The sequence below is a fragment of the Lactiplantibacillus argentoratensis genome, assembly GCF_037290055.1.
GTDB classification, from domain to species: Bacteria; Bacillota; Bacilli; order Lactobacillales; family Lactobacillaceae; genus Lactiplantibacillus; species Lactiplantibacillus plantarum.
The window spans coordinates 2,690,950-2,716,188 of record NZ_CP147647.1; the positions used below are offsets into that span (position 1 = coordinate 2,690,950).

Annotated in this window: 25 protein-coding genes and 1 other annotated feature; of the genes, 11 read left to right on the forward strand and 14 right to left on the reverse strand. The window is 44.9% G+C overall.

Going from position 1 to position 25,239, the window contains the following annotated elements; translation table 11 throughout:
* Nucleotides 1–286 precede the first annotated feature (286 nt).
* From V7R88_RS12870 to V7R88_RS12885, 4 genes are all read left to right on the forward strand, one after another.
* Nucleotides 287–1,090, forward strand: coding sequence for a transporter substrate-binding domain-containing protein (locus V7R88_RS12870; RefSeq protein WP_003643450.1), 804 nt, complete (start codon nt 287–289; stop codon nt 1,088–1,090).
* 68 nt (nt 1,091–1,158) lie between these two features.
* Nucleotides 1,159–1,866 (forward strand): amino acid ABC transporter permease, encoded by a 708-nt coding sequence (locus V7R88_RS12875; RefSeq protein ID WP_072535320.1) that lies wholly within the window; start codon nt 1,159–1,161, stop codon nt 1,864–1,866.
* Nucleotides 1,867–1,877: 11 nt separating this feature from the next.
* Nucleotides 1,878–2,639: an amino acid ABC transporter ATP-binding protein gene (locus V7R88_RS12880; RefSeq protein ID WP_054399632.1), complete on the forward strand. Its 762-nt coding sequence runs from the start codon at nt 1,878–1,880 to the stop codon at nt 2,637–2,639.
* Nucleotides 2,640–2,801: 162 nt separating this feature from the next.
* Nucleotides 2,802–3,032: a binding site (T-box leader), on the forward strand.
* Between the two features lie 55 nt (nt 3,033–3,087).
* A complete protein-coding gene (locus tag V7R88_RS12885) occupies nt 3,088–3,903 on the forward strand; it encodes a transporter substrate-binding domain-containing protein (RefSeq protein ID WP_054399634.1) in 816 nt (271 codons plus the stop codon).
* Nucleotides 3,904–4,283: 380 nt separating this feature from the next.
* Here the strand turns inward: V7R88_RS12885 and V7R88_RS12890 are convergent, their stop codons facing one another.
* Nucleotides 4,284–4,466 carry a hypothetical protein gene (locus V7R88_RS12890; protein ID WP_226319836.1) on the reverse strand — a complete coding sequence of 61 codons (183 nt, stop codon included), beginning with the start codon at nt 4,464–4,466 and terminating at the stop codon, nt 4,284–4,286.
* A 544-nt stretch (nt 4,467–5,010) separates the two neighbouring features.
* On the opposite strand from V7R88_RS12890, the gene V7R88_RS12895 reads away from it, so the two are divergent.
* The 3 genes from V7R88_RS12895 to V7R88_RS12905 are packed head-to-tail and all read left to right on the forward strand — an operon-like array spanning nt 5,011 to nt 6,882.
* The gene (locus tag V7R88_RS12895) at nt 5,011–5,328 is read left to right on the forward strand and encodes a PadR family transcriptional regulator (RefSeq protein WP_054399637.1); all 318 of its coding nucleotides are present in this window, start codon (nt 5,011–5,013) and stop codon (nt 5,326–5,328) included.
* Nucleotides 5,325–5,963, forward strand: a complete 639-nt coding sequence (locus V7R88_RS12900) for a DUF1700 domain-containing protein (protein WP_057717411.1) — start codon at nt 5,325–5,327, stop codon at nt 5,961–5,963. Before V7R88_RS12895 ends, V7R88_RS12900 begins: the two co-directional genes overlap by 4 nt.
* A complete protein-coding gene (locus tag V7R88_RS12905; protein ID WP_057717410.1) occupies nt 5,947–6,882 on the forward strand; it encodes a DUF4097 domain-containing protein in 936 nt (311 codons plus the stop codon). Before V7R88_RS12900 ends, V7R88_RS12905 begins: the two co-directional genes overlap by 17 nt.
* A 236-nt stretch (nt 6,883–7,118) precedes the next feature.
* Here V7R88_RS12905 and V7R88_RS12910 read toward each other — a convergent pair whose 3' ends face one another.
* From V7R88_RS12910 to V7R88_RS12925, 4 genes are all read right to left on the reverse strand, one after another.
* Nucleotides 7,119–8,330: an ATP-binding protein gene (locus V7R88_RS12910; protein ID WP_129531800.1), complete on the reverse strand. Its 1,212-nt coding sequence runs from the start codon at nt 8,328–8,330 to the stop codon at nt 7,119–7,121.
* 290 nt (nt 8,331–8,620) lie between these two features.
* Nucleotides 8,621–9,706 (reverse strand): YdcF family protein, encoded by a 1,086-nt coding sequence (locus V7R88_RS12915; RefSeq protein ID WP_057717408.1) that lies wholly within the window; start codon nt 9,704–9,706, stop codon nt 8,621–8,623.
* Nucleotides 9,707–9,781: 75 nt separating this feature from the next.
* Entirely contained in the window at nt 9,782–10,537 is a 756-nt protein-coding gene (locus V7R88_RS12920) for an ABC transporter permease (protein WP_003642452.1), read from the reverse strand.
* Complete coding sequence (locus tag V7R88_RS12925) at nt 10,534–11,184, reverse strand: ABC transporter ATP-binding protein (protein ID WP_057717407.1); 651 nt, start codon at nt 11,182–11,184, stop codon at nt 10,534–10,536. Before V7R88_RS12925 ends, V7R88_RS12920 begins: the two co-directional genes overlap by 4 nt.
* A gap of 148 nt (nt 11,185–11,332) precedes the next feature.
* Between V7R88_RS12925 and rlmD the strand changes: the two genes are divergently transcribed.
* From rlmD to V7R88_RS12940, 3 genes are all read left to right on the forward strand, one after another.
* Complete coding sequence (gene rlmD, locus V7R88_RS12930) at nt 11,333–12,778, forward strand: 23S rRNA (uracil(1939)-C(5))-methyltransferase RlmD (protein WP_057717406.1); 1,446 nt, start codon at nt 11,333–11,335, stop codon at nt 12,776–12,778.
* Between the two features lie 38 nt (nt 12,779–12,816).
* Nucleotides 12,817–13,260: a hypothetical protein gene (locus tag V7R88_RS12935; RefSeq protein ID WP_054399651.1), complete on the forward strand. Its 444-nt coding sequence runs from the start codon at nt 12,817–12,819 to the stop codon at nt 13,258–13,260.
* Nucleotides 13,261–13,572: 312 nt separating this feature from the next.
* Entirely contained in the window at nt 13,573–14,424 is an 852-nt protein-coding gene (locus tag V7R88_RS12940) for an SDR family oxidoreductase (protein WP_054399653.1), read from the forward strand.
* Between the two features lie 114 nt (nt 14,425–14,538).
* On the opposite strand, the gene V7R88_RS12945 is transcribed toward V7R88_RS12940, so the two are convergent.
* The 7 genes from V7R88_RS12945 to V7R88_RS12975 form a co-directional block, all read right to left on the reverse strand.
* Entirely contained in the window at nt 14,539–15,363 is an 825-nt protein-coding gene (locus tag V7R88_RS12945; protein ID WP_057717405.1) for a Cof-type HAD-IIB family hydrolase, read from the reverse strand.
* 71 nt (nt 15,364–15,434) lie between these two features.
* Entirely contained in the window at nt 15,435–15,884 is a 450-nt protein-coding gene (locus V7R88_RS12950) for a MerR family transcriptional regulator (RefSeq protein WP_054399657.1), read from the reverse strand.
* Between the two features lie 93 nt (nt 15,885–15,977).
* Entirely contained in the window at nt 15,978–16,841 is an 864-nt protein-coding gene (locus tag V7R88_RS12955; RefSeq protein WP_057717404.1) for an SDR family oxidoreductase, read from the reverse strand.
* Between the two features lie 216 nt (nt 16,842–17,057).
* Nucleotides 17,058–19,052 carry a glucose PTS transporter subunit IIA gene (locus V7R88_RS12960; protein ID WP_152706947.1) on the reverse strand — a complete coding sequence of 665 codons (1,995 nt, stop codon included), beginning with the start codon at nt 19,050–19,052 and terminating at the stop codon, nt 17,058–17,060.
* 254 nt (nt 19,053–19,306) lie between these two features.
* Nucleotides 19,307–19,975 carry an endonuclease III domain-containing protein gene (locus V7R88_RS12965; RefSeq protein ID WP_054399663.1) on the reverse strand — a complete coding sequence of 223 codons (669 nt, stop codon included), beginning with the start codon at nt 19,973–19,975 and terminating at the stop codon, nt 19,307–19,309.
* 115 nt (nt 19,976–20,090) lie between these two features.
* Nucleotides 20,091–20,348: a hypothetical protein gene (locus V7R88_RS12970; RefSeq protein WP_015380998.1), complete on the reverse strand. Its 258-nt coding sequence runs from the start codon at nt 20,346–20,348 to the stop codon at nt 20,091–20,093.
* 34 nt (nt 20,349–20,382) lie between these two features.
* Nucleotides 20,383–20,934, reverse strand: coding sequence for an NADPH-dependent FMN reductase (locus V7R88_RS12975; RefSeq protein ID WP_057717403.1), 552 nt, complete (start codon nt 20,932–20,934; stop codon nt 20,383–20,385).
* A 388-nt stretch (nt 20,935–21,322) separates the two neighbouring features.
* Here V7R88_RS12975 and V7R88_RS12980 point away from each other — a divergent pair, with 388 nt between their 5' ends.
* Entirely contained in the window at nt 21,323–22,597 is a 1,275-nt protein-coding gene (locus tag V7R88_RS12980; RefSeq protein WP_054399667.1) for a hypothetical protein, read from the forward strand.
* Nucleotides 22,598–22,602: 5 nt separating this feature from the next.
* Here the strand turns inward: V7R88_RS12980 and V7R88_RS12985 are convergent, their stop codons facing one another.
* Together V7R88_RS12985 and V7R88_RS12990 are read right to left on the reverse strand one after the other, a co-directional pair.
* Nucleotides 22,603–24,282, reverse strand: a complete 1,680-nt coding sequence (locus V7R88_RS12985; protein ID WP_121054802.1) for an IS1182 family transposase — start codon at nt 24,280–24,282, stop codon at nt 22,603–22,605.
* Between the two features lie 184 nt (nt 24,283–24,466).
* Nucleotides 24,467–25,066 carry a hypothetical protein gene (locus V7R88_RS12990; protein WP_057717443.1) on the reverse strand — a complete coding sequence of 200 codons (600 nt, stop codon included), beginning with the start codon at nt 25,064–25,066 and terminating at the stop codon, nt 24,467–24,469.
* Between the last annotated feature and the right edge of the window lie 173 nt (nt 25,067–25,239).

A 25,239-nucleotide genomic window follows, 5' to 3' on the forward strand; every position in this document is an offset into this window, starting at 1 on the left:
GTTCGTGTGACTGAACATTAGCGTTTTGTTGCTCATCAGCCATACCGAATAAGCAGCACGCTTTGTAACCATTTATACTATATTAGTTTCAAGGTCCGCGTTTGCGTTACTTTTACTGATAAAAAAGGGTTTGACAGTCCTTCTCTGATTCGCTACACTAACGCTATACTAGCCGATTATGAAATAAGCATTGGTCCGTTTGCGACACTCAATGCTTATTTTTTGTTAACAGCTTCATTTTCGGATAAACTAGGAGTGTTGTGAAAAATTTCTAGGAGTGTGAATCATGAAGTCATGGGTTAAAAAATTAGGCGTTGCAGTGCTTGGGCTAGGTTTAGCAGTAACATTGACCGCCTGTGGTAGCAATACTAGTAGCAGTTCAAAGTCTAACGACCTCGGATTGCAAAAATCGGGGACGTTGACGATTGGCTTAGAAGGCACTTTTCAACCATATAGCTACCGTAAAGATGGTAAGTTAACTGGTTTTGAAGTCGACCTCGGGAAAGCTGTTGCCAAGAAGATGGGATTAAAAGCTAAATTCGTGCCAACGAAGTTCGATTCGTTAGTAGCTGGTTTAGACACAAATAAATTCGACGTTGTCATGAATAACATGTCCGAAACGGCGGCCCGAAAGAAGAAGTATCTCTTCTCGACCCCTTACATTTATTCTAAATCACAATTAGCCGTCAAGAAGAACTCATCAATTAGTAAGATTACTGATATTAAGGGTAAGAAAGTCGCCGAGACAACGACTAGTAATAACGCAACGGATGCTAAACGTTTAGGTGCAACCATCACCCCAACTGATAGTTTCCAACAATCGATCGACCTTGTCTCACAAGGCCGCGTCGCTGGGACCATTAACTCTCGTGAATCCTTCTACGCTTACTTCAAGCAGAATCCGAAGGCTAACATTAAGTTGATTGATTCCGGCGATCACATTGCCTCACAGAAAATCGGGGCCATCGTCACTAAGCAACACCCTAAGATGCAAAAACAAATCTCGAAAGCAATCCAAGAATTACGTAAGGACGGTACGTTAAAGAAATTGTCCAATAAGTATTTTGGTGGTAACGTTACTGATAAGTAAAGCACCATTGCCCGCTGTTATGGCGGGATACATAGCACCAAATTCTAATTTGTTACAGGAGGCTCCCTATGGATTCAATCTGGCACATCATTGTCACATCAACGCCGCAAATTGCTGCAGCGGGCTTAAAATATACCATTCCGATTGCCATCATTTCATTTATTCTCGGTTTGATACTGGCGATTTTTACGGCCCTCGTCAAGATTTCGACTCGTCGTGGTTGGTTTTTAATTCTGAAAGCCATCGCTAACTTCTACGTCTGGCTCTTTCGGAGTACCCCACTACTGGTACAACTCTTTATCGTCTATTTCGGGCTTCCCTACCTTAAGATTAAAGGAATTTTCCCAAATGGGGTCCAGCTCGATCCCTGGACCGCTGGGATTGCCACTTTTTCACTGAACACCGGGGCTTACTGTGCGGAAACGATTCGCGCCGCAATTCTCTCCATTCCTCAAGGTCAGTGGGAAGCAGCCTACTCGATCGGCATGACCAAGTCACAAGTCCTCAAACGGATTATTTTGCCGCAGGCTGCGCGAGTCTCGTTACCGCCACTATCCAATAGTTTTATTAGCTTAGTCAAGGACACCTCCTTGGCCGCTTCAATTACGATTATTGAAATGTTCGAAGTCAGCCAACAAATTGCCGCTCAAAATTATCAACCGCTCGTGATGTACTCCCTAGTTGCGGCCCTATACGCAATTCTATGTACGATTCTCAGCTGGCTACAAGGCTACTTGGAAAAGCGGACGTCACGTTACTTACGGCCACTTAATTAGGAGGTTGTCGAATGATCAAATTAGAACACTTAAATAAGACGTTTGGCAATCACCAGGCGTTAACCGATATCAATACTGAATTTAAAGAACACCAGACGACCGTCATCGTTGGCCCATCGGGTTCTGGTAAATCAACCTTACTGCGGTCACTAAATTTGCTTGAACGGCCCGAACAAGGTTTATACCACTTCAATGACGAAACCATCGACTTTGCTAAACCGTTGACTAATAAAACGATTCTCAACATTCGGCGTAAAACCGGGATGGTCTTTCAAGGTTACAATTTGTTTCCCCATCTCAGCGTTGTTAAAAATGTCATGGAAGGCCCCGTGCAAGTCTTAAAGAAGGATCCCGCGACGGCTAAAAAGTCCGCGTTAGAATTGTTGGCCCGGGTCGGTTTGCAAGATAAGGCCGACGCTTACCCCGAACAATTATCCGGTGGGCAACAACAACGGGTCGCGATTGCGCGCTCGTTAGCGATGGATCCCGAATTCATCTTGTTAGATGAGCCAACTAGTGCGCTAGACCCCGAACTCGAAGCTGGTGTGCTCCGCGTGCTACTGGCCCTCGCTCAGGAAGAAGACTCCATGATTATCGTCACTCACAACATGGAATTTGCCCGCGCAGTTGCGGATAAGATCTTATTTGTTGAAGATGGCAAAATTCTGTTCGACGGAACACCTGCTGAATTCTTTAAGCAGCCAACGCAACGCATCGCCGACTTCTTAGCCGCGATGACGTTCACCACGATTTCGGACAAAGCAAACCAATAGCATTCATTTGAGTTAACGTGCATCTAACTGGAAAATCCAGTCAGGCGCACGTTTTTTTGATGAGCGTACCTCCCACGCTTTCTGAAAATGACATTTTAATTAACAAAAAATGTGATTTTGATTTGACAATTATTATATAGTCTTGTAAACTGACCTCAATATCTAAACGTTGTGATGAGATGAGTAGTGTGATTGCCACGCAAAGCGAGCCGTTGGTTGGTGTAAAACGGTCGGACAGTGACACGAAGATGGTCTCTAAATGGTATTGGTGAGCATTAGCAAGCCAGTAACGCGTCGTACCCGTTAGCGTACTGAGTGAATAACTCATTGAGCCAAGCGTTGTGCACGCGCTTGGAAACTAAGGTGGTACCACGATCAGCAGTCGTCCTTTTTCGATAAAGGACGACTTTTTTTGTCAAAAAAATATAGCTCTACGGGGGTAATCGATATGAAAAAATGGCTCAAAGCAGTAAGTTTAACAATTTTAGGACTCGCATTAACAGTAACCTTGACGGCCTGCGGTAATTCTAGCTCATCCAAAAACAGCACTTCTAGCACGAGTAGTCAGCTCAAATTGCAAAAGAGCGGCACGCTGACGATCGGGCTAGAAGGCACCTTTCAGCCTTATAGCTATCGTAAAGACGGCAAGCTGACTGGTTTTGAAGTCGACCTTGGTAAGGCCGTCGCTAAGAAGCTCGGTCTCAAGGCAAAGTTCGTCCCAACGAAATTCGACTCCTTGATTGCTGGCCTGGATGTCGACAAATACGACGTGGTCATCAACGATATCGCCGAAACTGCGCAACGTAAACAAAAATACCTCTTCTCTACGCCTTATATCTACTCCAAGTCTGAATTAGCGGTCAAAAAGAGTTCCTCGATTAACAAGATCACGGATATCAAAGGCAAGAAGGTTGCCCAAACAACGACTAGTAATAATGCGACCGATGCCAAACGCTTAGGTGCGACCGTCACACCGACCGATGGCTTTCAACAATCGATCGACCTCGTGAACCAAGGTCGCGTCGCCGGAACGATTAACTCACGAGAAGCGTTCTATGCTTACCTCAAGCAGAATCCAAAGGCCAGCTTGAAATTCATCAGTGGTGGTTCAGAAATCAAAACGCAAAAGATTGGCGCAATCGTCACTAAAAAGCACGCCAAGCTTCAAAAGCAACTGTCCAAAGCGATTCAAGAACTCCGTCAGGATGGCACCTTAAAGAAACTGTCTAATAAATACTTTGGTGGTAACGTCACGAACAAATAGCCATCGCAATCGATTTGATAGCATACCGTTGATAGTCACACAAAAAGCCCGGAAAGCCGGGCTTTTTGTGTATGTTGGCGTCTTTCAGCGACCATCTTTTTATCACTCATCATGTTGCTAAACACCATCCGGGACCATTTAACCCCTTGCCTATGTCGCGAGCCGGCCAGCTAATTCAACTGATTTGCAATATTGAATTTCATCCTGCCATGATTGACTTCCAACCACATATATTTGGTATTCTTAGACGACAAAACCTCAATGTGTGAATATTTTTGATTGTGGTTCTTCGCGATCTTTTCAGAACGACTTTGAAGTGTCGTCGCTAGTGACTGCCACGAAGCGGTCTTGCCCTGATCGACACTTTCAATAACTGGCGCTTACTTTGATATCCGCACGCGCATGGCACTACCATTCCAACTCACTTTAACCTTGCCATATTCGGCTTTATTCGCACGGATTTCTGATTGGATATTGGCCGCAACCGCGTTTGCTTCTTTAGCCTGATACAAATTAAACCCGATTTCAAAGACGATGACTAGCGCACAGACAAGTGGTGGCAACCAAAACCACCACGTCCGTATGCTCTTTTTTTGATGATGCGGCTGCTTTAAAGTCGTCGTTTCCGCGTCTTTCCGCTTATCGGCAGCAACTGTCGGTTGTCCACTGCCGCATTTTTCACAATACTGGGCACTTTAGGGAATTCGTTCACCACAAACCACACAATTCTTCATGTCCGTTTCCATAATTGCCCTCCGTCATAATATTATCGATAATAATTAACTCAGCCATGACAATTAACTGTATTAATATTTCAATATAATGATTATATATCGAAATCAGTCATTTTTCTAGGCCTTATCAGATCAGTATAGTATCACCCTTGCGTACCGGACAGCTGGTATTCGCTGAGCATCATGATTTTAAGCTTTAGTACGGGCCTATTTCAGTCACCGTTAGCAAGCACGTTTTGCGTTTACTAGTGGCTAAAAGCAGTTTACCTTTTATCATTATTTTAATATTTAAGTTTGACAGTTAGTTTCACTTCACTGTATACTACTCATTGAGCAATACTATACGACGTATAATATAGCAGGAGGGATAGCAATGGCCATTCAAATTAGTTCCGAGTTATTGGACGGGTGTGTTTTAGCCTGCCTTAAAGGCCAAGATTACTATGGTTACGCACTAACGCAGCGCTTGCAAGCCGCCATCTCGGTGTCCGAATCGACGCTCTACCCAGTGCTTCGCCGACTCAAGAAAAATGACTGGGTCACGACTTACGATCAGGCCTTTCAGGGCCGCAATCGCCGCTATTATCAAATTACGAGCGCCGGCTTGACACAACTGAGTGCGATTCAACAAGAGTGGCAAACCTATTACTTGGCCATTAACCACTTACTTCAGGGGGAGGATGAACCATGAACGACTACTTATCCAAGTTTAACGCGTTACTCGTTCAACTTACCGATGATGAACGCGACGAGGTCGTTGAATTTTATCGCGAATACTTACTAGACGCGGCAATCGCCAATTATGATGACTGCGTTGCCGAACTGGGAACGCCTAAACAATTGGCTCGGAAAGTGTTAGCCGATTATTCGATTCGCTTTAACGAAAATCTCAACGCTAATACTTCTAAACGGCAAAAATCTCAAGCAACCGTACGCACGATTTGGCTAATTGTGCTTGCTTTATTATCAACACCGATCACAATTCCCGCATTAATAGCTATTTTAGCGGTCTTCTTTGCCTTGGCCGTTACCGTCTTTGCATTCGTGATTGCAGCGGGTGCCATCTTAGTTGGCGTGACCATCCTCGCATTTGCCATGCTAACAGCCGGCATCGGTATCTTCGGCCAGTCGCTATGGGTCGCACTATTCTACCTAGGTAGCGGTCTTGCCATTATTGGCGCCGAATTATTAGTTCTACCACTATTTATCTGGTTGATTAGTCTCATTTTGCAAGGAATTGCCAAAATCGTACAAAACTTATACCACCGATTTGTTAAGAAAAACCGGGCGGAACGAGGGGGTCGGCAGCATGCGAAGGACAATTAGAGTTGGCATTATTTTATTAGTTGTTGGACTGCTTCTAATCATGTTTGGAATTGCCAATAACGGTATTCAAAGCGTCTATTGGGACCAGGGTTTTCACATTGTTCGCCATAAGACGCGGCGCTACCACGTCAGTCAGCTAAAAGATATCACGATTGCAACGGCCAACAATATTACTATTAAGCAAGGCACAGCTGCTAATATCACGGTTACCGCCACGCGCGCCTTACCAACTGTTACGACCAACAACGGTCACGTCACTGTTACTTCAACGACACACAACGCCAAAACCGTGGGCTTCATGTTCGATAACGTCGGACAATTTGCTGACACGACAATAATTACGGTGCCTAAAGGAACTACTATTCATCAAATAACCGCCAAAGCTAGTCAAAGTGGTAACGTTTCGCTGCAAAACGTCACCGTCGACCAATTGAAAGGTCTTAGTACGGATAGCGATATTAATTTAACGGATGTCAAAGTCAATCAGTCGCTGACGTTGACCGGCGATAATTTACGGTTAACTCGTGTCTCGGCGCCTAGTCTACAAATCAATAACGATCCAGATATCAGCATCACCGACAGTCATTTTACCAAGACTGCTTCAAAAATTATAACCGCTGATAGCGACATCCATCTAACCAATAATCGGTTCCAAGCCCTTAAACTAACAAGTAGCGAGGGTGATATTATGCTCAATAATAATCGCATCACTGAAAGTTTATCCGCTACAGCCAGTGACGGTGATATTCGAGCAACCGCGTCCCGAACAACCGGCATTAAAGCTAGCACTAACGATGGTGACTTGCGCATCTTCAACCACACCCTGTCCGATGGCGGTGAGTACCAGGTCAACCAGTCAGCAGCCGTGCAATACCGCCTGACGACATCTGATGGTGATATTACGGTCAGTGCGAAGTAGCCCTACTCACGCTAATTGCACCAGCATTAACTACACCATTTCAAATCTAAAACAAGCGTTCAAAACTGTCATTTTCACACAGCTTTAAACGCTTGTTTTCATTATTTGGGATTTAAAATTAGTACTTCCTGTTTATCCAGTCACACCTGGGCATTTCATCTGACAATCGTCTGCTTAAAAAGTAATGATATCAATTGCAACTAGCATTTTAAAAATGCTGCCCCCCTCATCACTTTTTATCCCATTGTGTCCGGCTCGTTTTCTAACAACCAATCCACGATATTAATCACTGGGATTCCATCAATACTTTGGATTTCGGGATAGTGACGTTGCGTAATCAACAATTTATCATAATTATCGCGTAATTGTAATAAATTATCAGTTTCGTGTGTATTATATGGAACTTCATAAGTAACCTGCACATACAAGATACGATCCACTTTACGTGCAACAAAATCAATTTCCTTAGTATTCATCTTACCAACATCAACGGTGTACCCTCGCCGCAACAATTCCATGTAAACGATATTCTCTAACTGACCCGCATAATTTCCTGGACGTCTCCCAGTTGCCGTTCGCCGCAATCCAGGATCGACGACAAAATACTTGCCAGCCGTTCGGAGATACGTTTTGCCACGAAGATCGTACTGCCGGGAACGATAAAATAAAAAGGCATCTTCCAATAATTGCAGATAATTTTCAACAGTATGGTTGCTAATTGAAATCCCCTCGCTCTTCAAAACGCCCGCGACCTTAGCCGGTTTGACTAATTGCCCGATATTATCCGCCAAAAAAGCGACCAATGCTCTTAGCGACTCGATATCACGGACTTTTGCGCGTTCAGCAACATCTTTAAGGGTTATCGTATCGTACAAACTGGACAGGATTGCATCTTTCAGTTCCACTTGACTTAACGTGACTAATGGAAAACCACCATATTTTTCATATTCTATGAATGCCTGATCAATTTCACGCGAATCAGACGTGATCTTCTTAGCCGCAAGAAACTCTTTAAACGAAAACGGATAAATCGGAATTTCGACGTAGCGCCCACTCAAAAGCGTCGCCAATTCACCGGATAACATCTTAGCATTAGAACCAGTCACAATTATGTCACAGTCATAGCTGACCCTTAAACCATTAATCACCGTCTGCCACCCATCGACCATCTGAATTTCATCAAACATCAAATATTGATGAAGTGTCTTGTCTAACTTCGGCGTCAATACCGCAATTAGTGCTTCAGCAGTTCGAACCGATAATAATTCTAGTTCTTCAAAATTCAAGTAAATGATTTGTTCATCCGCAATATCTTGTGATTTCAAATAATCACGATATAACCTTAATAATACTGACTTACCAGAACGACGGACACCGGTAATAACCTTAATTAAATCAGTATCACGGAATTGAATGAGCTTATTTAGGTATGCATCACGTTGAATCATTACAGCACCTCGCAAAATTATCACAACTCGTAATCAGCATTTAATGGAAATATACTTCCATTATATCTGGTTTGTTTTAAAAACGGAAATATACTTCCATTTTTGTCATAAAAGATCAAAAATTGCAGTATGTTTCCATTTTTCTAGTAACGGGCAACGCCCCATGCACGAACATCCGGTTTAAACGATGGTTTTTACAGTTACTTTTTAACATTCTAGCCAAAAAATATTCCAAGTCAGCATCCCTCTGACTTGGAATATTCTAATTACTGATTCAGCCTTAGTAATCGCTATAACGATGCTTGATAGACATCAAACCACGTCAATAATAGCGACACAATCAAGATACCAAGCATCGCCACCGCGTGCCACCATTTATTTCGGACAAATATCGCAATATACTCACGAATGATCGCATCCGGTAAGAAGAATCGAGCCGTCCGCGCACCAATACCATCCGCTTTTAGACCTGCTTGCTTGGCAAACATCCCGGCTCTAAAGGTATGGTAATTATTTGTGACAAAAATCGTACGTGGCTTTTTAACAGGCCCCTGCGCAATCAATTGCTTACTAAACTGCATATTTTGCAAGGTCGTCTTCGATTGCGTCTCTGCCCAGCCATCCGTTTCAGGAAGGCCATGTGCGATGGCATAGTCCAACATGGCTTGGCCTTCCGGAACCGTTTCGTCACCACCCTGACCACCTGAGAAGATCATCACGGCCCGATGATGCGTCTTGCGTTGTTGCTTCTGATAAAAGCGCAGTCCACGCATGATTCGTTGCCCTAGCAGTGGCGAGACTCGGTCACCGTCTAACAAGCCGGCTCCGAGCACAATAATATAATCTTGTCGCAGCCGGGGCCAGTTGAATTGATAAATCGTCAGCATCGTCAGATAGTTATAAAACCAAAAAGCAAGGTACAAAATGACCAGATTCGGAAATACCGTCAAAAAATAACTCACGGGCTGCGGCACATGACTACTCAACAGATTGCCTAAAAATGGCAAAATCAGAATGGCCAGTCCCAAGTACAAAGTCAGCATATTCGCCAACGTATGACTCTCATGACGCCACATGATCCACGCATTCCATAAGAGCAAGAAGGCTTGTAAGGTAAAAATCAGCCCAATCAACAGGATCAGCAACACAAACAACGTCCCACTGATAATGATCAACCAGTGGATATTGCTACCTAAAATTGTGATTGCCAGCATAAGCAAAAACGAGTAGAAAAATAGCGAAAACCAAATACCGTTACCTAGGCGAACCTTATCGCGATGATAACGCCAACCGAAAATGGCCCCAAACGTGAGTGGTACTAGCCAGCCCCAGTAAAACATCACTGGAATTGGAACCCAAACCGCTGCGTCATTCACATCAACACCCCCGCATTAAGTTTTATTTCAGCTTCCATCATAAAGGACTCCCCGCGGGACTGCAATCAGGAGTCATTACTTCAACTGTTTTTGCTCATTATAGAAATTACGGTAAGCTAAATAGCACGCAATGATTGACCCCAAACTAGTCGCTGATAAGAGCATGAACGTGACCATAATTTGATACTTAATGGCCCGTACTGGATCGACCCCTGCAAAGATCAAACCGGACATCATCCCTGGCAGACTGACTAGACCCACAGTCTTTGCCGAATCAATGGTTGGTGACATCCCTGTACGAATCGCCTCACGCACGATGGCAATCGAAGCATCGAGTAGACCAGCCCCTAACGCCAACCGTTCAAGCACCCCTTGCCGCTGGTCATGAAACTGACTATTGAGGCTGCGATAAGCCAGCCCAATTGCGACCATTGAATTCGACGCAATCATCCCAGAGATGGGAATCATTTGCGATGGCACAAACTTAATCGCACCAGATAGGACGAGAACGCCGAGTGTTACCCCCGTACTAACAAAAATGGCTAATAACGAAATAGCTAATGCATGGTCAATCCCCGGCCCCCGTTTTTTCGCATTCCAAGCCGCATTGAAGATAATGAAGCCTATCATCGCCAGCGTTAGCCACAAATTATTGACTCGGAAAATATACTTTAGCAAGTAACCCACGATAAATAGTTGTACAACAGCCCGCACGACACCAATGACGATGTCCTTATCCAAGCCAAGTTTCTGCCACAAACTAATTCCTAACGCGACGAGCACTAACATTGCCGCCAAAAATAGCGACGTATTATTAACTGCTAAATTCATGCGTGTACCTCCAATCTGCCACCAACCACTTTCGCTAATTGATCTGCCGCAGCAATCTCTGTCGCGTCATGAGTAATCATGATCGTTGTCACGTGATCCTGCTCATTTAACTGTCGTAACCAGGCGTGCACGATTTGCTTATTATTTTCATCCAAACCAGCTGTCACCTCATCTAATAACAACACTTTTGGTAAGAATAAGATGTTGCGAATCAGCGCGACCCGCTGCCGTTCACCACCGGAAAGCTCGGTAATCGGCTGATGCAGGGTTCGTTCGGACAGCCCAACATTATTTAACGCCGTTACCACTCGTTGCGTATCCATGACTTGCTTACGAATTTGGTACGGGAAAGCTAAGTTATCTGCCACCGTCTCACCAAATAACGTCGGTTGTTGGAAACAATATGAGACTTGCCGCCGATACATGATTGGGTCATAGCTTTCAATCGGCTGCCCATCAAAAATCAAGGTCCCACTTGTTTTAGAAATCATGGCCGCAATGATCCGTAATAACGTACTTTTCCCACCACCGGATGGTCCCGTCAATGTAATATGAGCCCCAGCTGGAATCTGCCAATCAACATCATGTAAAATATGTTGATCAGCGATTTGATAATTAACTTTTTCTAAACTAATCAATGAATTCATATGCCCACCCCCGATTACTAATTTAGAATCATTATAACCTGACTGTTAGGCGACTTTCAAACAATCCTCCTCAGTTATCCTGTGTCTTTCCACATGCTATAATGGAGGTTAACACAGTTCACAGAAAAACGAGGTCAAAATCAAACTTATGCCACAATCTAATCATTATTCGCACCAATCCCGATCGCACAATGATCGGCGCCGACAACAGCCGGATGAAAAAGTGCAAGCGACCGTTAACATCGGCCAGCGTTTTCCACTGACCATTCGGCGTTTAGGCATTAACGGTGAAGGTATTGGCTATTACAAACACGTCATCACCTTCGTCAAGGGCGCCCTTCCTGAAGAAGTCGTTGTCGCTGAAGTAACCGCCGTGCACCCACGTTACCTAGAAGCTAAGATTCGTAGTATTCGCAAGCCTAGTCCTGACCGGGTCGATCCCCGCGATGCCTATGCGGGCGAAGTCGGTGGTTTTGAATTAGAACACCTCGACTACCCGGCCCAATTAGCCTTTAAGCAAGATTTAATTCGCCAAGCACTCGAAAAATACCGCCCAGCTGGTTATCGACACTATGATGTTCGGCCCACTATTGGGATGACTAATCCTTATGAATACCGCAATAAAGCTCAATTTCAAGTTCGTTTAATCGATGACCACGTCGCTGCTGGCTTATATAAAGAAAATAGTCATGACCTAGTCGACTTACCGACCTGTTCGGTGCAAATGCCGGCGACAATGACAGTCATGCGTCAAGTCGTGGCTTGGCTGGAGGAACTCCAAGTACCGATTTACGATGAAGAACATAATTCTGGCATCGTCAAGACAATCGTTGTGCGTGAAGCGGCCGCCACTGGTGAAATTCAGCTGGTCTTCATCACAAATACACCCAAGTTACCGAAAAAGCATCAATTATTGATGAAAATCGCTGAAAAACTGCCAATGGTCGTGTCGGTCATGCAAAATATCAATGCTGGTAAAACTTCATTGATCTGGGGTGACCAAACAACATTACTGGCCGGCAAACCAACTATTACGGAGGAGCTAGACGGCCTAGTCTTTGATTTATCCGCTCGAGCCTTCTTTCAATTGAACCCACAGCAAACCAAGAAACTCTATCGCTTAGCACGCGAAGCTTTGAACTTAGCGCCTAACGAGACGTTGGTCGACGCTTATTCGGGTGTCGGAACGATTGGTTTATCACTAGCCGACGTGGCTAAGGAAGTTCGGGGAATGGATACCATTCCAGCAGCCGTTGCAGATGCCAATGCCAACGCCCAACGCAATCAAATCACTAATGCTCATTATGAAGTTGGTGAGGCGGAAGTCTTGTTACCGCAATGGTTAGCGAGCGGTTTTGCGCCCGATGCAATGGTCGTTGATCCACCCCGTACTGGTTTAGATAACGTCTTAATTGATGCCATCTTGCAAAGCGCACCGGAAAAACTCGTCTATATTTCATGTAACCCATCGACGCTTGCTCAGGATTTACAAGCACTTACCCGCGGATATCAAGTCGACTATATTCAATCGATCGACATGTTCCCACAAACAGCTCGTTGCGAAGCCGTCGTCCGCTTCACGAAGCGTCATTAATTTGCCACTCACTGCCAATCATATGAGGGGGAATCATCATGGCAGCTACTGATAGTCAAATTGCATTAACGATGACCTTTACGTTACGGCCACCATTCAAGACTCATTTCTTACTATTAAAAGATTACGTGGCGGATGTTCGTATCCCGGCTCGTGATGGGATGCTAACGACGATTATTGCCAAAAACATTCCACTATCACCGGCCCTGGAGCAACTAAAAACGATTTTTGATGACGTCCAAAACCCTGTTTACTGGCGCCTACACGATCAGGCCGTTCAGGAGTTCTTCAATGCGCATCCTGAGCAGCGACCGGTCCTACCACTCGATTTGCTCCAAGTCATGCTCAATACGTTATCTGCCCAAGGTCTGTCCGATCAACAATTAATGCACATCATGAAGGATGTCTTTGAGCGGCTACAAACCAATGACTTCAACGGACAGGCAGCACAGCGAATTTTGACGTCGTTGAACAATAAGTAACACGCCACCATTTATCGCTGACTTTTATAAATTAGGATTAGATAACATCAAGTTGTCTAATCCTATTTTTTCGGACATAAATCAATAGCGGTAACTAGCTAAGAGCATTCTTCAGCACATCGGTGAAACTTCATTAGTCACAGAAGCTTGCACTAATACTCGTTTTTCTTTTTCTTAGCCATTCATTCTATTCCAGCATAAGAAGATGGTCTTTTGGTTATCGGAAGCAAACTTGTTGACTTTGAAGTTACATGTGATAAGCTGATAACTGTAATTTTTATTGCTACAGCAATTTGAAAGGATGTTTTAATTATGAAATATGCCGTCACTGCCGCTACTGGTAAATTTGGTCAAAGCGCTGTTAGTACGCTGAATGCCAAAGTTGGTGCAGAAAATGTTTTAGTAATTGCTCGTAATCAGGACAAAGCTGCTCAGCTGTTTCCTGATAATCCGATTCGTATCGGGAATTACGATGATGTCGACTCAATGACGAAAGCCTTCGAGAACGTTGAACGCGTGCTCTTCGTTTCATCACAACCTGGTGGTCCCGTTGACCGGGCCACCGCTCATAAAAACGTCGTGACTGCCCTTAACGCCGCTCATGTTAAATTTGTCGCCTACACTAGTTTTCCCAACGCACAGGCAGCAGTCAGCGCCTTAGCCAATGATCATCGGGCCACCGAAAATGCCATAAAAGCGACTAATATTGCGCACAGTTTTCTTCGTAACAACTGGTATTTAGAAAACGAAATGGGCTTCTTACAAAGTGGTGCCCATAACCAAGAAACCTTGTACTGGGCTAATAATACAGCTGGCTGGGCCTTGGAACGTGAATATGCCGAAGCGGCCGCAACCGTTTTGATGGCAGATGCCCCTCAAGAAGTGTACGAATTTGCTGGGACACCCCTCACTTATGCCGCACTCGGTCAAGCACTCCAAGAAGCAACTGGCAACCAATTTAAGATTACCCAAGTCAGTCAGGATGCGTACGTGCAATCCCTTGAAACGACTGGTCTAGATCATGATACAGCTGCTTTGTTTGCTTCATTTCAAGGCCCAATCAATGATGGTGCACTGGCTGAAAAGTCGGCCGACTTAGCTCATGTCTTGGGACGTCAACCATTGGCAGCAAGTGCGGCCATTAAAGAAGTCTTAGCGCGCTAATAACGAGCTAGCTGTAAGTTTCTCTTAAATATCTTCTACAATACGAAAATAGGAAGTTCAACGAACATGGCGTTGGGCTTCCTATTTTTTAATGATTCGTAAATGGCCTTTTAATTAGCGCGTAACATCAGCAAAATACTGAGCTAAGGTTAGCTGAATACCATTATGATTATTATCAGTTGTTACTATGTTTGCTGCCTCTTTAACGGGCTGTGGCGCATTAGCCATCGCCACACCAATCCCCGCTGTCTGAAGCATCGCAACATCATTAAAGTTATCGCCAAACGCAATCGTTTCAGCAGGGGTAACTTGATCATCCTGTAATAATTTCATTAATGCGGCTGCTTTAGTTACGCCTGCCGCAACGATTTCTAAGTATGTTGCTTTCGAACGATAAACTGCTAAACCACTAAATTCATCACGGCTTAAGCGTTGTTCAATCGCCTGAATAATATCTGGATCGGCCATAATCATCATTTTGTGCACTGGCGTCGGCATCCGTTGTAACCATGCGCCCAAGTCCGTGACATGGGGTGCATAACCAATTCCCGCTGCTTCCTGCTGTTCCCACGGCCCATTAGCAGCCACCAACCAGTTATTATTCGAATAAATACTAATTGAGGCAGCTGGCCAATCATGAGCTACTACCGTTTGCACAGCTTGTGCTAGTTTGGGATCAACGGCTTGCTCCTCAAACACGGTCAGTCGATCATTCACATCAGTCGTGGCCGTTAGCGCGCCATTATAGGCAATCATGGTCGAATTGATTCCTAGTTGTTGCGCAATTCCAAACATCCCTTTAGGCGAACGTGCTGACGCTAACACCATTTGGGCACCCCGGGCCACCGCCGCTTGGACTCCCGTAATCGTGGCTGGTAATAACTGTCCCTGACTGTCGACTAGGGTCCCGTCGATGTCACTTACGATTAATTTGATCATTGATTTTCCTGCTTTCACAAAATGACTGTTTATCACAAAAAGGTCTGGGGATCCCCAGACCTGCATATCAATTACTCTTGTTTATCCTTCAATTCAAACTTAACTTTGTCCCCCACAAGTGTAACAAATAATTCCTGGTCAGGCTGAGGATCAAATGGTCCCAAGTCGACAAGGATCTGACCATTATCCGCCACTTCATATCCTTGGTAACGATCGGCAAGCAGATGATAGATTGTTTGGGCTGGTCGCATCCGCTCATCCACCTGAGCGGCCGCCGCCTTCAAGGTATAACCAGTCTGCAATAAATTACTCATCGCGGCTGCCTTGATAACCATTTTCATTGTATACACGCGAGCCTGGCCCGGCTCATCCTCGTTCTTAGGAATAATGTACCCCTTTTTTTGCCAATACCGTAGTTGTCGTGGCGAGACACCAGTCATTCTGCTTAGTTCACTAATGCCAATAGTTAATTGTCCTTTATGAAAAAGCTCACGTAAATCTGCACGCGTCCCGTTAGTCATACTGGCGACTCCTTTCCAAAGTTGCTATTGATATAAATTATAGCATGGAATTTCGTCGCAACCATTAACTCGCTTGGAATTTTCCGTGATTAATTAACTTTTCTGATAATTTGTTTGTAAGTAATCCAGCAATGACTGGGCGGGACGATCCATAATCAGCTGATAATCATCACTGACTGTGGCTAATAGTCCGCGGGCGCCACCGGCATACATCGAGGCCAACATTGGCCCCTCACCATTCTGATTGTACATATCGCTGAAGGCTTGCAAGGACACTGGTCGATACCCGATTGGTTGCCCGCTCACCTGACTAAGCACAGTAGCGAGTTCCGGCATCGTGTAAGCTCGGGACTGTGTTAACGTATAGATTCGACCACGTTGTAATAAATCAGGCGTTGTGGCGACTTTAGCAAAAGCGGCCGCACTATCTGCCTGACTGATGAAGCTGAGAGCCTGATCAGCCATTGGATAAACGACGTTGTGCCGTTCAATTAATTCTGGCAAATATGGCACTAACGGATCCGCGTAAAGCGCATTCCGGACAATCGTATAGTTAATATCACTTCCAGCTAATCGCCGGGGCACGTAACCATAAAATGCTGATAATGCAAATGGATTATTCACCTGATCGGCAATGAAACCCATGACTAGGAAATGATGCACATTCGCCTGTTGGACTGCTGCTAAGACGTTCTCAAATTCTTGGACCCGCGAATAACTATCATGACTTTTACTAGGAATATAGATCAGGACATCACTGTCTTGGAAAAATGCGCGTAACTGCTCTGGTTGCTGGTAATCAATAGCCGCAACATGCAAACCTTGTTGTTGGTATACCTGGGCCTTACTGAGTGTATGGACCCCTAAATATAATTCAATGGTGGCGACTAACGGTCTCATCGCGGCAACAATCTGTTGTCCTAAATGACCAGTGGCACCTGTAATCGCATATTTCAATTTAACTCGCCCTTTCATGTAACTTTATTAGTTACATTTAACTAAATATCGATATATTTGTCAAATAAAGCGGCCGCTTATGATATTAACGTCACCCATTGCCGCCATTAATTCGGAAACATTTCGTCGCTACATCGTTAAAATTAAATACACAGAAAGGGCTGCCCTCATTACAAGCGTAGCCCTAAGAAATGCTTTTCTAAAAATAGTTAAGCCCTAATTTGCAACCTGTTGACCAAGGTGCTTCTTTTCAGGCGCCTTCTTAACGTTTTTGACATCATTATCGGAAAAGCCAAACATCCACGTTAACGTAAAGGCGACAATCAAGTCGATAGCAGAGGCAATCAAGAAACCGTAGAAACTAAAATCAAGCCCCTTAGGATTGATGAAGGAGGTCACACCGATCAGTGACCCGGCGAAGCCCCACATGTTAACGTTAAACAGTCCGGTCAAGAAACCACCGACAGCACCACCGATACTTGCGGTAATGAATGCCCGGCCGTATTTCAGATTGATCCCGTACATTGCAGGTTCAGTAACCCCACAAAAGGCTGAGATTGTTGCTGGCCAAGCGAGTTCTTTAATATTAGCAAACTTAGACTTCAGCGCAATTGCTAAGACCGCGCCACCTTGGGCAACCATCGTTGCGGAAACAATGGCATTCAAGTAACTGTGTCCAGTTGTCGTAATATCGTTGACAACAATTGGAATAATCGCCCAGTGTAACCCGAAGATAACGAGCACTTGGTAGAAGCCACCGATAATTAAGCCAGAGATGGCTGGACTGAGTTTGTAAATCGCCACGATTCCTGCAGCCAATGCGCCAGACAAAGCGGTAATGATTGGCCCGAGGATGATAATGATGGCTCCAGAAATAATCACAACTTCAAACAACGGTACGAAGATCATCCGTAAGACTGTCGGGATGACCCGCTTGAGCCATGGTTCCAACTTACTTGCTAACCACGCCCCCGCAATCATTGGGAAAATCGAGTAGGTATAGGAAGCAACGTGAACCGGAATACCAAAGAAGTTCGCGTTGATTGCCATGCCCAATAAGTGACCCGTAACCTTTCCGGTTGTTGCCATACTAACAATTGCTGGGTATGTTAAGACCCCACCAATAATTCCCATAATAACCGGATCAGCCCCTAGCTTCTTGGCTGCGGTGAAACCCACAAATATCGGTAAGAAGTAGAAGACGGAATCACCCATCGCATTAATAATCACGTAAGTCGGCGTTGTCGCAGAGACGAGGTTGAAGTTCTTTAGTAACGACAAAATCCCCTTTAAGATCCCAGAAGCTGCCAACAACCCAATCACTGGAATCATGGATCCCGTAATAACACCAATCAAGCTGCTAAAACCGTGTTTGACCTTCTGCCACGGTGTCATTTTCTGCCACGCTAACCGGTTCGCTTCCTTCTCCATCGCAACAGCCGAAGCGTCAGCATCCCCAAAGCCTGCGCCTAGTTGACCCACGATTGCATCATACACGTCGGTCACCGCTGGCCCAATCACCACCTGGTACTGACCGCCCGCTTTCGCAACGTCGATGACACCTTTAAGGTTACGGATTGCTTCGTCGTTAGCTTGCGCTTCGTCCTTTAAGTAAAAACGAACCCGGGTAATGCAGTGAATCACACTTTTCACGTTGACTGGCCCACCAACTTGCGCAATGATTTGAGTCGCCAATTCATCGTACTTGCCGCCCTTACCCTTAACCACCGGTGCTTCGGCAACGTGTTCTTTAAGTTCAACAACAGCACCGACGACCCCGGCACGGACTTCACCCAGTTCGGGCGTTAGTTTAGTAACTATATCCGCCGTATTCGTTACGGCCATGATTACCGTGGTATCCTTGTTCGCACTAGTGATCGCCGCTAAATCCATCATGGCCACTTTATCGCCGGCCTCGACCGTATCACCAACCTGCACGTTAACTTTAAACGGTGGCCGGTCCGCTAGTTCGACCGTATCGATACCAAGATGAACTAACACTTCCAGACCATTGTTCCCCGTAAAGCCAATCGCGTGCAGACTCGCTGCAACCATCGTTACTTTACCACTGATTGGTGCAACGACCTGGCCGTCTGTCGGTTCAATGCCGAATCCTTGCCCCATCATCCCTTGTGAAAACACCGGATCGTGAACCGACTCGAGTGATACTAACTGTCCTGCAACTGGCGTTAATAAATGCACTTGCTTCATAGCGATTCTCCCCCTTTGACTAATCAATAATCGCGTTGTTAACAAACTAATTTCGGACACTGGTTGTTATAAAATCACTAATAATTGCCAATCCATCCAGTGACCAACTGTCAGGCCCTCCTAACTAATCAAGTAACGCCCTTAACAATAAAAGCGCTTTCCTTTATAAACATAATAATAGCCGCCCCTATTAAGTCGGTCAATAAAACCCGATTAAATTAAGGCGGTTCACTTGAATTTAAGAACTTATTTAATTAGTTTGCCAAACTTTGTGAAGCAAGTGTTAATCGTTGCGTTGCAAGAAAGGACCGTTCGAAATCAGCCGTCGTTTTGACCTGTTTACCGAAATCAACAATCAGTGCGTGCAACTCCCAAGCCGTCGTTAAATCATAATGCCACGCCTGCATAATCAGTTGTTGGGCCTTTAAGTAGTTGCTCGGTAACGGTTGGTTAAGCCAGCCGAATAGGCGCCGCAAATACGTGTCAATAATGATCGTTGGCTGATGAAAAACGTACATGCTAAAGTAGTCAGCCGTTTCATCGCCAATACCGCGCAGAGCGATTAGTTCACGCCGCAATTGTTCTGCTGGCAAGGCTCGCATCACGGTCAAGTCAAAATCATACTGTCCACACCACGCTGCTAAAGCTTTTAAAGTTGGAACTTTGCGCGTATAGAAGCCCGCGGGTTTGACTAAAGTCGTCAGTTCAGTATCAGTCAATGCTAGTAACCGCCGAGGCTCAAAGTCAGTGGCTGCTTTTAAATTAGCCAGTGCGTAATCCACGTTGCGCCAGTTGGTATTCTGAACGAGAATACCGCCCCAGAGAATCTCCCAAGGCGTCTCGGCAGGTGGTATTCCGGCTTGGAGCCAGTGCCGGGGCCCCATGGCAGCTAACATCTGCTGATACAGTGTCTCAATGGTCATTGTTAGCCCTCCTCACATGAATTGGTTAATGTTGAGACCAATAATTTGATCTTACAAAAAAATAGTCGTAACGGCAAAACACCAATCCGCTACAACTATTGTTTACGCTTGTTTATTAGTCATCTGCCACCGTACTGCGCTTAACAGCTAGCACAATGTCAGCCTTCCGATTTTCAGGCTTGATCTTTTCTTCAAAGTCCAATTCGGCATCCTTAAACAGGTTCTGAATCTCAGTATTAACTAACGACAAGTCGCGTGAATCCCCGGCTTGTTGGCGAATATAGACCACATATTGATCCGGTAATTCTTCAAGATCATATTCCACATCTTCGTCATTCAAAATAACATAAATCAACTTACGTTCTTTGTTCATCTGAAACTTCCCCTTATCAATTATTTTATCCGAATTAGTCGCTTGCGGCTAACTGGTGAGCAAACTTAAGGTAGTCGGCCACACAATGGTCTAACCACTCAACGACCTTATTGTCCGTAAGGTCCCCATCGGCATTCATCTTGTCCTGAACGGTCCCCAACAAGAACTCATCCCCGGGCAACACGCGCATGCTAACACCCGGTGAGTTTAGTACTTGTCGTAAATGACTTTGTGCCCGGACGGTTCCTAGAGGGCCCATCGTCGCGCCTAAAATCATGCCGGGCTTTCCAATCAAGGGCCGCTCAACACGGGACAACCAATCGATTGCATTCTCCAAAACACCGGGAACACTGTGATTGTATTCTGGCGTTACAAAAATGACGCCATCCGCGTCCATAACCGCTTGTTTGAAGGCTTGCACATCATCAGGGGCTTCTAGTTCGATATCCTGATCATAAAAAGGCAACGCGCCCAAGTTAGGAATCGTGACATCCAGTTGATCGGCATACCGTTTCTGAACAAACGTTGCTAACTTACGATTATATGAGGAACGTCGAATGCTACCGACGAGTGCGATAATCTTCATCGTGTGAAAAACTCCTTTAAGTTGTAATTACTTTTAGTATACCCCTTTTTTGGTAAATAGTCGGAACCGGTTACAAGAAACCAGCCGCTTTTCTCAAAATTTTACAATTCACAGTTGAATGTCCAGTCACACTCAGTCGGTTTGCCAGGCACAAGCCCGTGCAACCACTATCGCCGAAATTCTAATTCTGCTTGCTAGACCATTAAATTAACAAGATTGCTAATTTTCTCTTGCCGACAGTAACAACTGCCAGGCATAATAATTAGGATAGGCTACTATTTCCATCATAAGATTAATAAACATTCACAAATGTTTATTAACTTTTTTCAAAACCAAACGTCCATTGTTAGCGTGTTGAATAGAGTCTGCTATACTAATGATTAGAGAAATGATTGGGGGGTTAATCGTGTATTATCGTGGTGAAGCACTTGACTTTTTGAATATGCTACATACTGCCGGCACCGCGCCATTAATGCGTTCACGGATCGTTTTTTCCAGTCAGATCGACGTGGAGCGCTTAAAGGCTGCCGTACTCGCTTCCGCACAAATCGTACCCGAGATTTTCGGTCATTATCAAGCTGACCGTAATCGTTTCGTTGTTACTGATCAACCAGTCAACCAAGTTATTCAGGAAGTTCAAAGCCCGTATAGTCCTGAAAACACTGATTTTGATTTTACGAATAGTCCGCAACTACGGTTATTTGTCATTCATCACGGCGACTACGATGTCTTACAAGCCTTTATGAGCCACCTACTAACGGACAATCGTGGGTTTAAAGAATATCTATACTTACTGGCGCAAGCATACAATTATGGTGATCTAACAAATTTGCATAATGAACGTCGCTTACGCCCAGTTATCACGAAACTGCAACACCAATTCGCCCGGCCACACGCGCACGCACCCATTGTCACTGGGATGGTCAAGCTTCCCCACTATCCGGGAATCAATTTGCGGCACGGTGGCCACGTGATGCTCAGTAGCACGCAATTCATGCGCGTCCGACGAGTGGCCAAGGCCCAAGACGTCGGTATTAGCGAGGCCATTTTGGCGGCCTACGCTAAGGCACTCCAAGTTTTAACTGGTCATACAACCGTGACATTACCGTGCCCAATCGACCTACGCCGCTTCACGACTGAGGATTCCAACGTCACCCAAGTCGCCAATTTGACCGTCAATGTTTTTCTGACAATCAAGGTAGATATCGATGCACCCTTTAGCGAACTCGTCAGTCAAGTCCACGACTTGTTAACGGTTGAACGCACCCGGGTCGCATTCCTCTATCGGCTCAGCAACTTACAGAAGATGAACCATACGATGCCGATCGCGGTCATGCGCAAAATGACCAAGCGCTGGTTACCACAACCTGCATTACGATATACCAACTTTGGTGTTGTCGACCAGGAACGCCTTAAATTCCACGACTTGACGGTCGTCAACTGTGTCTTTTCCGGTGCCTTTCAGTGCTCACCGATTATGGAAATTGCTGCCAGTACGTTTGCCGGCACCTGTACATTGAGCTTCAATAGTACCGGGTCCGAACGTGACTATCAATTATCCATGAAGATACTGGAGAACATTCAGGCCCAACTGTTAGTGTGGGCACAAGCCGATACTCAAGTTGCCACAACTGATAGTGTGACGTTGCGCCACCAAGCATAATTAAGTTAATTTATCGGTCTCAAATACCGGCCCAAAAAAGAGGCTGTGACATAACTAGCCTCTGTATAAGTAAATGGGACGAGAAACCGAATTTTGGTTTCTCGTCCCATTTGTTTACGCCTTTGATTTTTAAAGCTGGTCCCTACCGTGACCAGTTTCATAATGTTTAACGCCAGTATTACGATTCCGGCTTCCTTGGTGACCTTGTCGAAACCTCGCACCGAGAATCGATTGAAATGTAAAGAAGCCTTCATCTTGCCAAAAACTGGCTCAACATCGATCTTACGTTGAGCGTAGATCTGACCAGTTTCTGGAGCTGAAAGTAATTCTCGTTGTTTCGATTTGAAATATTCCCAATTTTCGTTCACGGAAATCCTTTTAAGATATCCTTTTGGTGTTAGTGCCGCGGAAATTAGTTGATGATTTTCATCATACTTTTCGGCAATGTATTCTTTAAAGTCACGGGTAAAACCATACTTATCAGTCCGTTGACGATAAGCATTAAAATTAAACCGGACGTTTTGTGGATTGATAAAATAATCATCTTTTTCATGATAGTCCCAGTTCATAACCTTACGGTCATCACTTTGCCATTTTCGACTATTCTCTTTAAGCATTGTGCCGTATGGAATTAAAACGGTATGCTGACCGAATTCATCTTCCAAGTACCGATAATTACTTTCGGAACCGTATCCGGCATCGGCAACGATGGTGTGACCTAACACATTGTTGGCCTTTAAATGTTCAATAAACGGTTGTAAGGTTCGTGTGTCGGTTGGATTTTGGAAAAGCCGATATCCCGTAATGAACTGATTACTCGTGGCGATTTGAACGTTGTAGGCAGGTTTTAATTGACCGTTTTGCATCGGATCTTCCTTGACCCGCATAAAGGTGGCATCGTGATCCGTCTTAGAGTAGCTGTTACGTTGATCATAAATAGCTTGCTGTGCTTGGTGTTCACGCATTTTATCACGTCGTTTATCCAACTTACGTTTTTGTGATTTAACAGTCCGGCGTTGCTGTTTGGCTGGGTTCGGGGAAACCTGCTTAGTTGCTTCCACGGTTTCATTAAGGACCACTAAGTGATCCTCAACCTTGCTAATCATGATATCCAATAGTTCGGGAGTCAGCTCTGATCCTGCCGGAATTTCACCGACAATTTTAGCTTCATGAAGCTCGCCTAACAGGTCAACGAGTTTTTCGCGATTCATCTTGTCAAATCGTATCGTATTCTTCTTCCAAACAAAGCTATACTTGTTGGCGTCGGCTAGGATCTTAGTTCCATCAATAAATGAAACATCATCAATCATGCCATTTTGACGAAGATATTGAGTTAGTTGTGATAAGCTATCGGTTGTCAAAGTGGCCAGTTCATCAGAAATTCTAAAGCGACAAATCGTCCGGTAGGACGGAATTTGGTCGGCAATTAACCACCCAGCTGGCTTGTTTTCACGGGCAAACCGTTCAATTTTACGACTGCTGAAAATGCCATAGCTGTATGCTAAAAGGACCAGTTTTAACATGGCACCGAGGTTATATTCCCGCGGACGGCCAAACTGGTAATCATATTTTAGTTTTAAACTCTCAACAAGCTGGTTGATGTAACGAGCAGGATGATGCTCTTCTGGTTGGTAATCCAAGGCGATACTCAAAGTGGTTTGATTCATGTTATAATAATCTTGCATATTAGGAATGTCCTTTCGAGGATAATTTCGTAGAGTATCGGGTGCGACCGATGCTCTTTTTTTATTTTCTATTATATCAAAAGTAGGTCTGGAGACTTATGTCACAGCCCCTTTTTTTGTGGCTAGCGCCATTAGTCTGATTATTGTGGCCCTTGATGGCTTCACATCATTACGATAATAATGCCTAGTCAGTCAACCGCAACACTTTCAAGTAATGACTTAACTGATATATCGGTGCTCGACGCGCCAACACTGGCGGTACCTGACGAACTTCCACTGTACACCCTGCTGGCCCACTTATGGATGATTGAAAATCATAATTCTGAAAGCTCGGTCGGATGGGCACAGTCACCGCTAGCGGCCCAGTAACGCGCTGTAAGCTGATCTGAATACTAGTTAGGTGCTGGAAAGGGCTCCCCGCTAAATTACTTAAAAAGCCATCATACAGGCGCCATAGCGCCCCGGCTGAAGGCACCCAGACTGGTTGTTCAGTACCGGCTTGTAGCTTGAATCGTAGCGTGACGCACTGTCGAGTCACGGTCACTTGACTCGGTCGAACTTTTAATTGAGCGCTCGCTGCTTTTAAAGCCGTCACTTGGGCCATTGCTTGGGGAACATCGTAACTCGCCGCAAATACGGGAAACTGATCGGTGGGCGCCTGCCGCCCATCCGACCTAGTCACGAGTTGCTGGATAATCGCTACCATGGCTTCAAGTCCAAGCACGTACGCACGTTCATATTGGACTCGTTCAACTGGTAATGCTGGTACAATTAATTGCGTCATTTTACCACCTCTATCCACTTCACTTAATTATCGTTAGTTTACTCACGTCCTCAGCCCCAGTAAAGCCTTTTCAGCCATTTCGTTAATTAATTTTGTCAAAAGTTTTATCTGGTAATGTTTCTAAATTGGAATCCTTCTAAAAAGTGTGGTTTAATAAGGGTGAATATGATAAA

What these genes read in the sequence shown, in the direction of transcription:
- V7R88_RS12880 (WP_054399632.1), top strand. Translation starts at nt 1,878, where the DNA reads ATGATCAAATTAGAACACTTAAATAAGACGTTTGGCAATCACCAGGCG.
- V7R88_RS12950 (WP_054399657.1), bottom strand. Translation starts at nt 15,884, where the DNA reads ATGACTAACGGGACGCGTGCAGATTTACGTGAGCTTTTTCATAAAGGA.
- V7R88_RS12975 (WP_057717403.1), bottom strand. Translation starts at nt 20,934, where the DNA reads ATGAAGATTATCGCACTCGTCGGTAGCATTCGACGTTCCTCATATAAT.
- V7R88_RS12960 (WP_152706947.1), bottom strand. Translation starts at nt 19,052, where the DNA reads ATGAAGCAAGTGCATTTATTAACGCCAGTTGCAGGACAGTTAGTATCA.
- V7R88_RS12900 (WP_057717411.1), top strand. Translation starts at nt 5,325, where the DNA reads ATGAACGACTACTTATCCAAGTTTAACGCGTTACTCGTTCAACTTACC.
- V7R88_RS12905 (WP_057717410.1), top strand. Translation starts at nt 5,947, where the DNA reads ATGCGAAGGACAATTAGAGTTGGCATTATTTTATTAGTTGTTGGACTG.
- V7R88_RS12940 (WP_054399653.1), top strand. Translation starts at nt 13,573, where the DNA reads ATGAAATATGCCGTCACTGCCGCTACTGGTAAATTTGGTCAAAGCGCT.
- V7R88_RS12990 (WP_057717443.1), bottom strand. Translation starts at nt 25,066, where the DNA reads ATGACGCAATTAATTGTACCAGCATTACCAGTTGAACGAGTCCAATAT.
- V7R88_RS12945 (WP_057717405.1), bottom strand. Translation starts at nt 15,363, where the DNA reads ATGATCAAATTAATCGTAAGTGACATCGACGGGACCCTAGTCGACAGT.
- rlmD (WP_057717406.1), top strand. Translation starts at nt 11,333, where the DNA reads ATGCCACAATCTAATCATTATTCGCACCAATCCCGATCGCACAATGAT.
- V7R88_RS12925 (WP_057717407.1), bottom strand. Translation starts at nt 11,184, where the DNA reads ATGAATTCATTGATTAGTTTAGAAAAAGTTAATTATCAAATCGCTGAT.
- V7R88_RS12920 (WP_003642452.1), bottom strand. Translation starts at nt 10,537, where the DNA reads ATGAATTTAGCAGTTAATAATACGTCGCTATTTTTGGCGGCAATGTTA.
- V7R88_RS12970 (WP_015380998.1), bottom strand. Translation starts at nt 20,348, where the DNA reads ATGAACAAAGAACGTAAGTTGATTTATGTTATTTTGAATGACGAAGAT.
- V7R88_RS12875 (WP_072535320.1), top strand. Translation starts at nt 1,159, where the DNA reads ATGGATTCAATCTGGCACATCATTGTCACATCAACGCCGCAAATTGCT.
- V7R88_RS12980 (WP_054399667.1), top strand. Translation starts at nt 21,323, where the DNA reads ATGATTGGGGGGTTAATCGTGTATTATCGTGGTGAAGCACTTGACTTT.
- V7R88_RS12985 (WP_121054802.1), bottom strand. Translation starts at nt 24,282, where the DNA reads ATGCAAGATTATTATAACATGAATCAAACCACTTTGAGTATCGCCTTG.
- V7R88_RS12885 (WP_054399634.1), top strand. Translation starts at nt 3,088, where the DNA reads ATGAAAAAATGGCTCAAAGCAGTAAGTTTAACAATTTTAGGACTCGCA.
- V7R88_RS12965 (WP_054399663.1), bottom strand. Translation starts at nt 19,975, where the DNA reads ATGACCATTGAGACACTGTATCAGCAGATGTTAGCTGCCATGGGGCCC.
- V7R88_RS12870 (WP_003643450.1), top strand. Translation starts at nt 287, where the DNA reads ATGAAGTCATGGGTTAAAAAATTAGGCGTTGCAGTGCTTGGGCTAGGT.
- V7R88_RS12895 (WP_054399637.1), top strand. Translation starts at nt 5,011, where the DNA reads ATGGCCATTCAAATTAGTTCCGAGTTATTGGACGGGTGTGTTTTAGCC.
- V7R88_RS12910 (WP_129531800.1), bottom strand. Translation starts at nt 8,330, where the DNA reads ATGATTCAACGTGATGCATACCTAAATAAGCTCATTCAATTCCGTGAT.
- V7R88_RS12935 (WP_054399651.1), top strand. Translation starts at nt 12,817, where the DNA reads ATGGCAGCTACTGATAGTCAAATTGCATTAACGATGACCTTTACGTTA.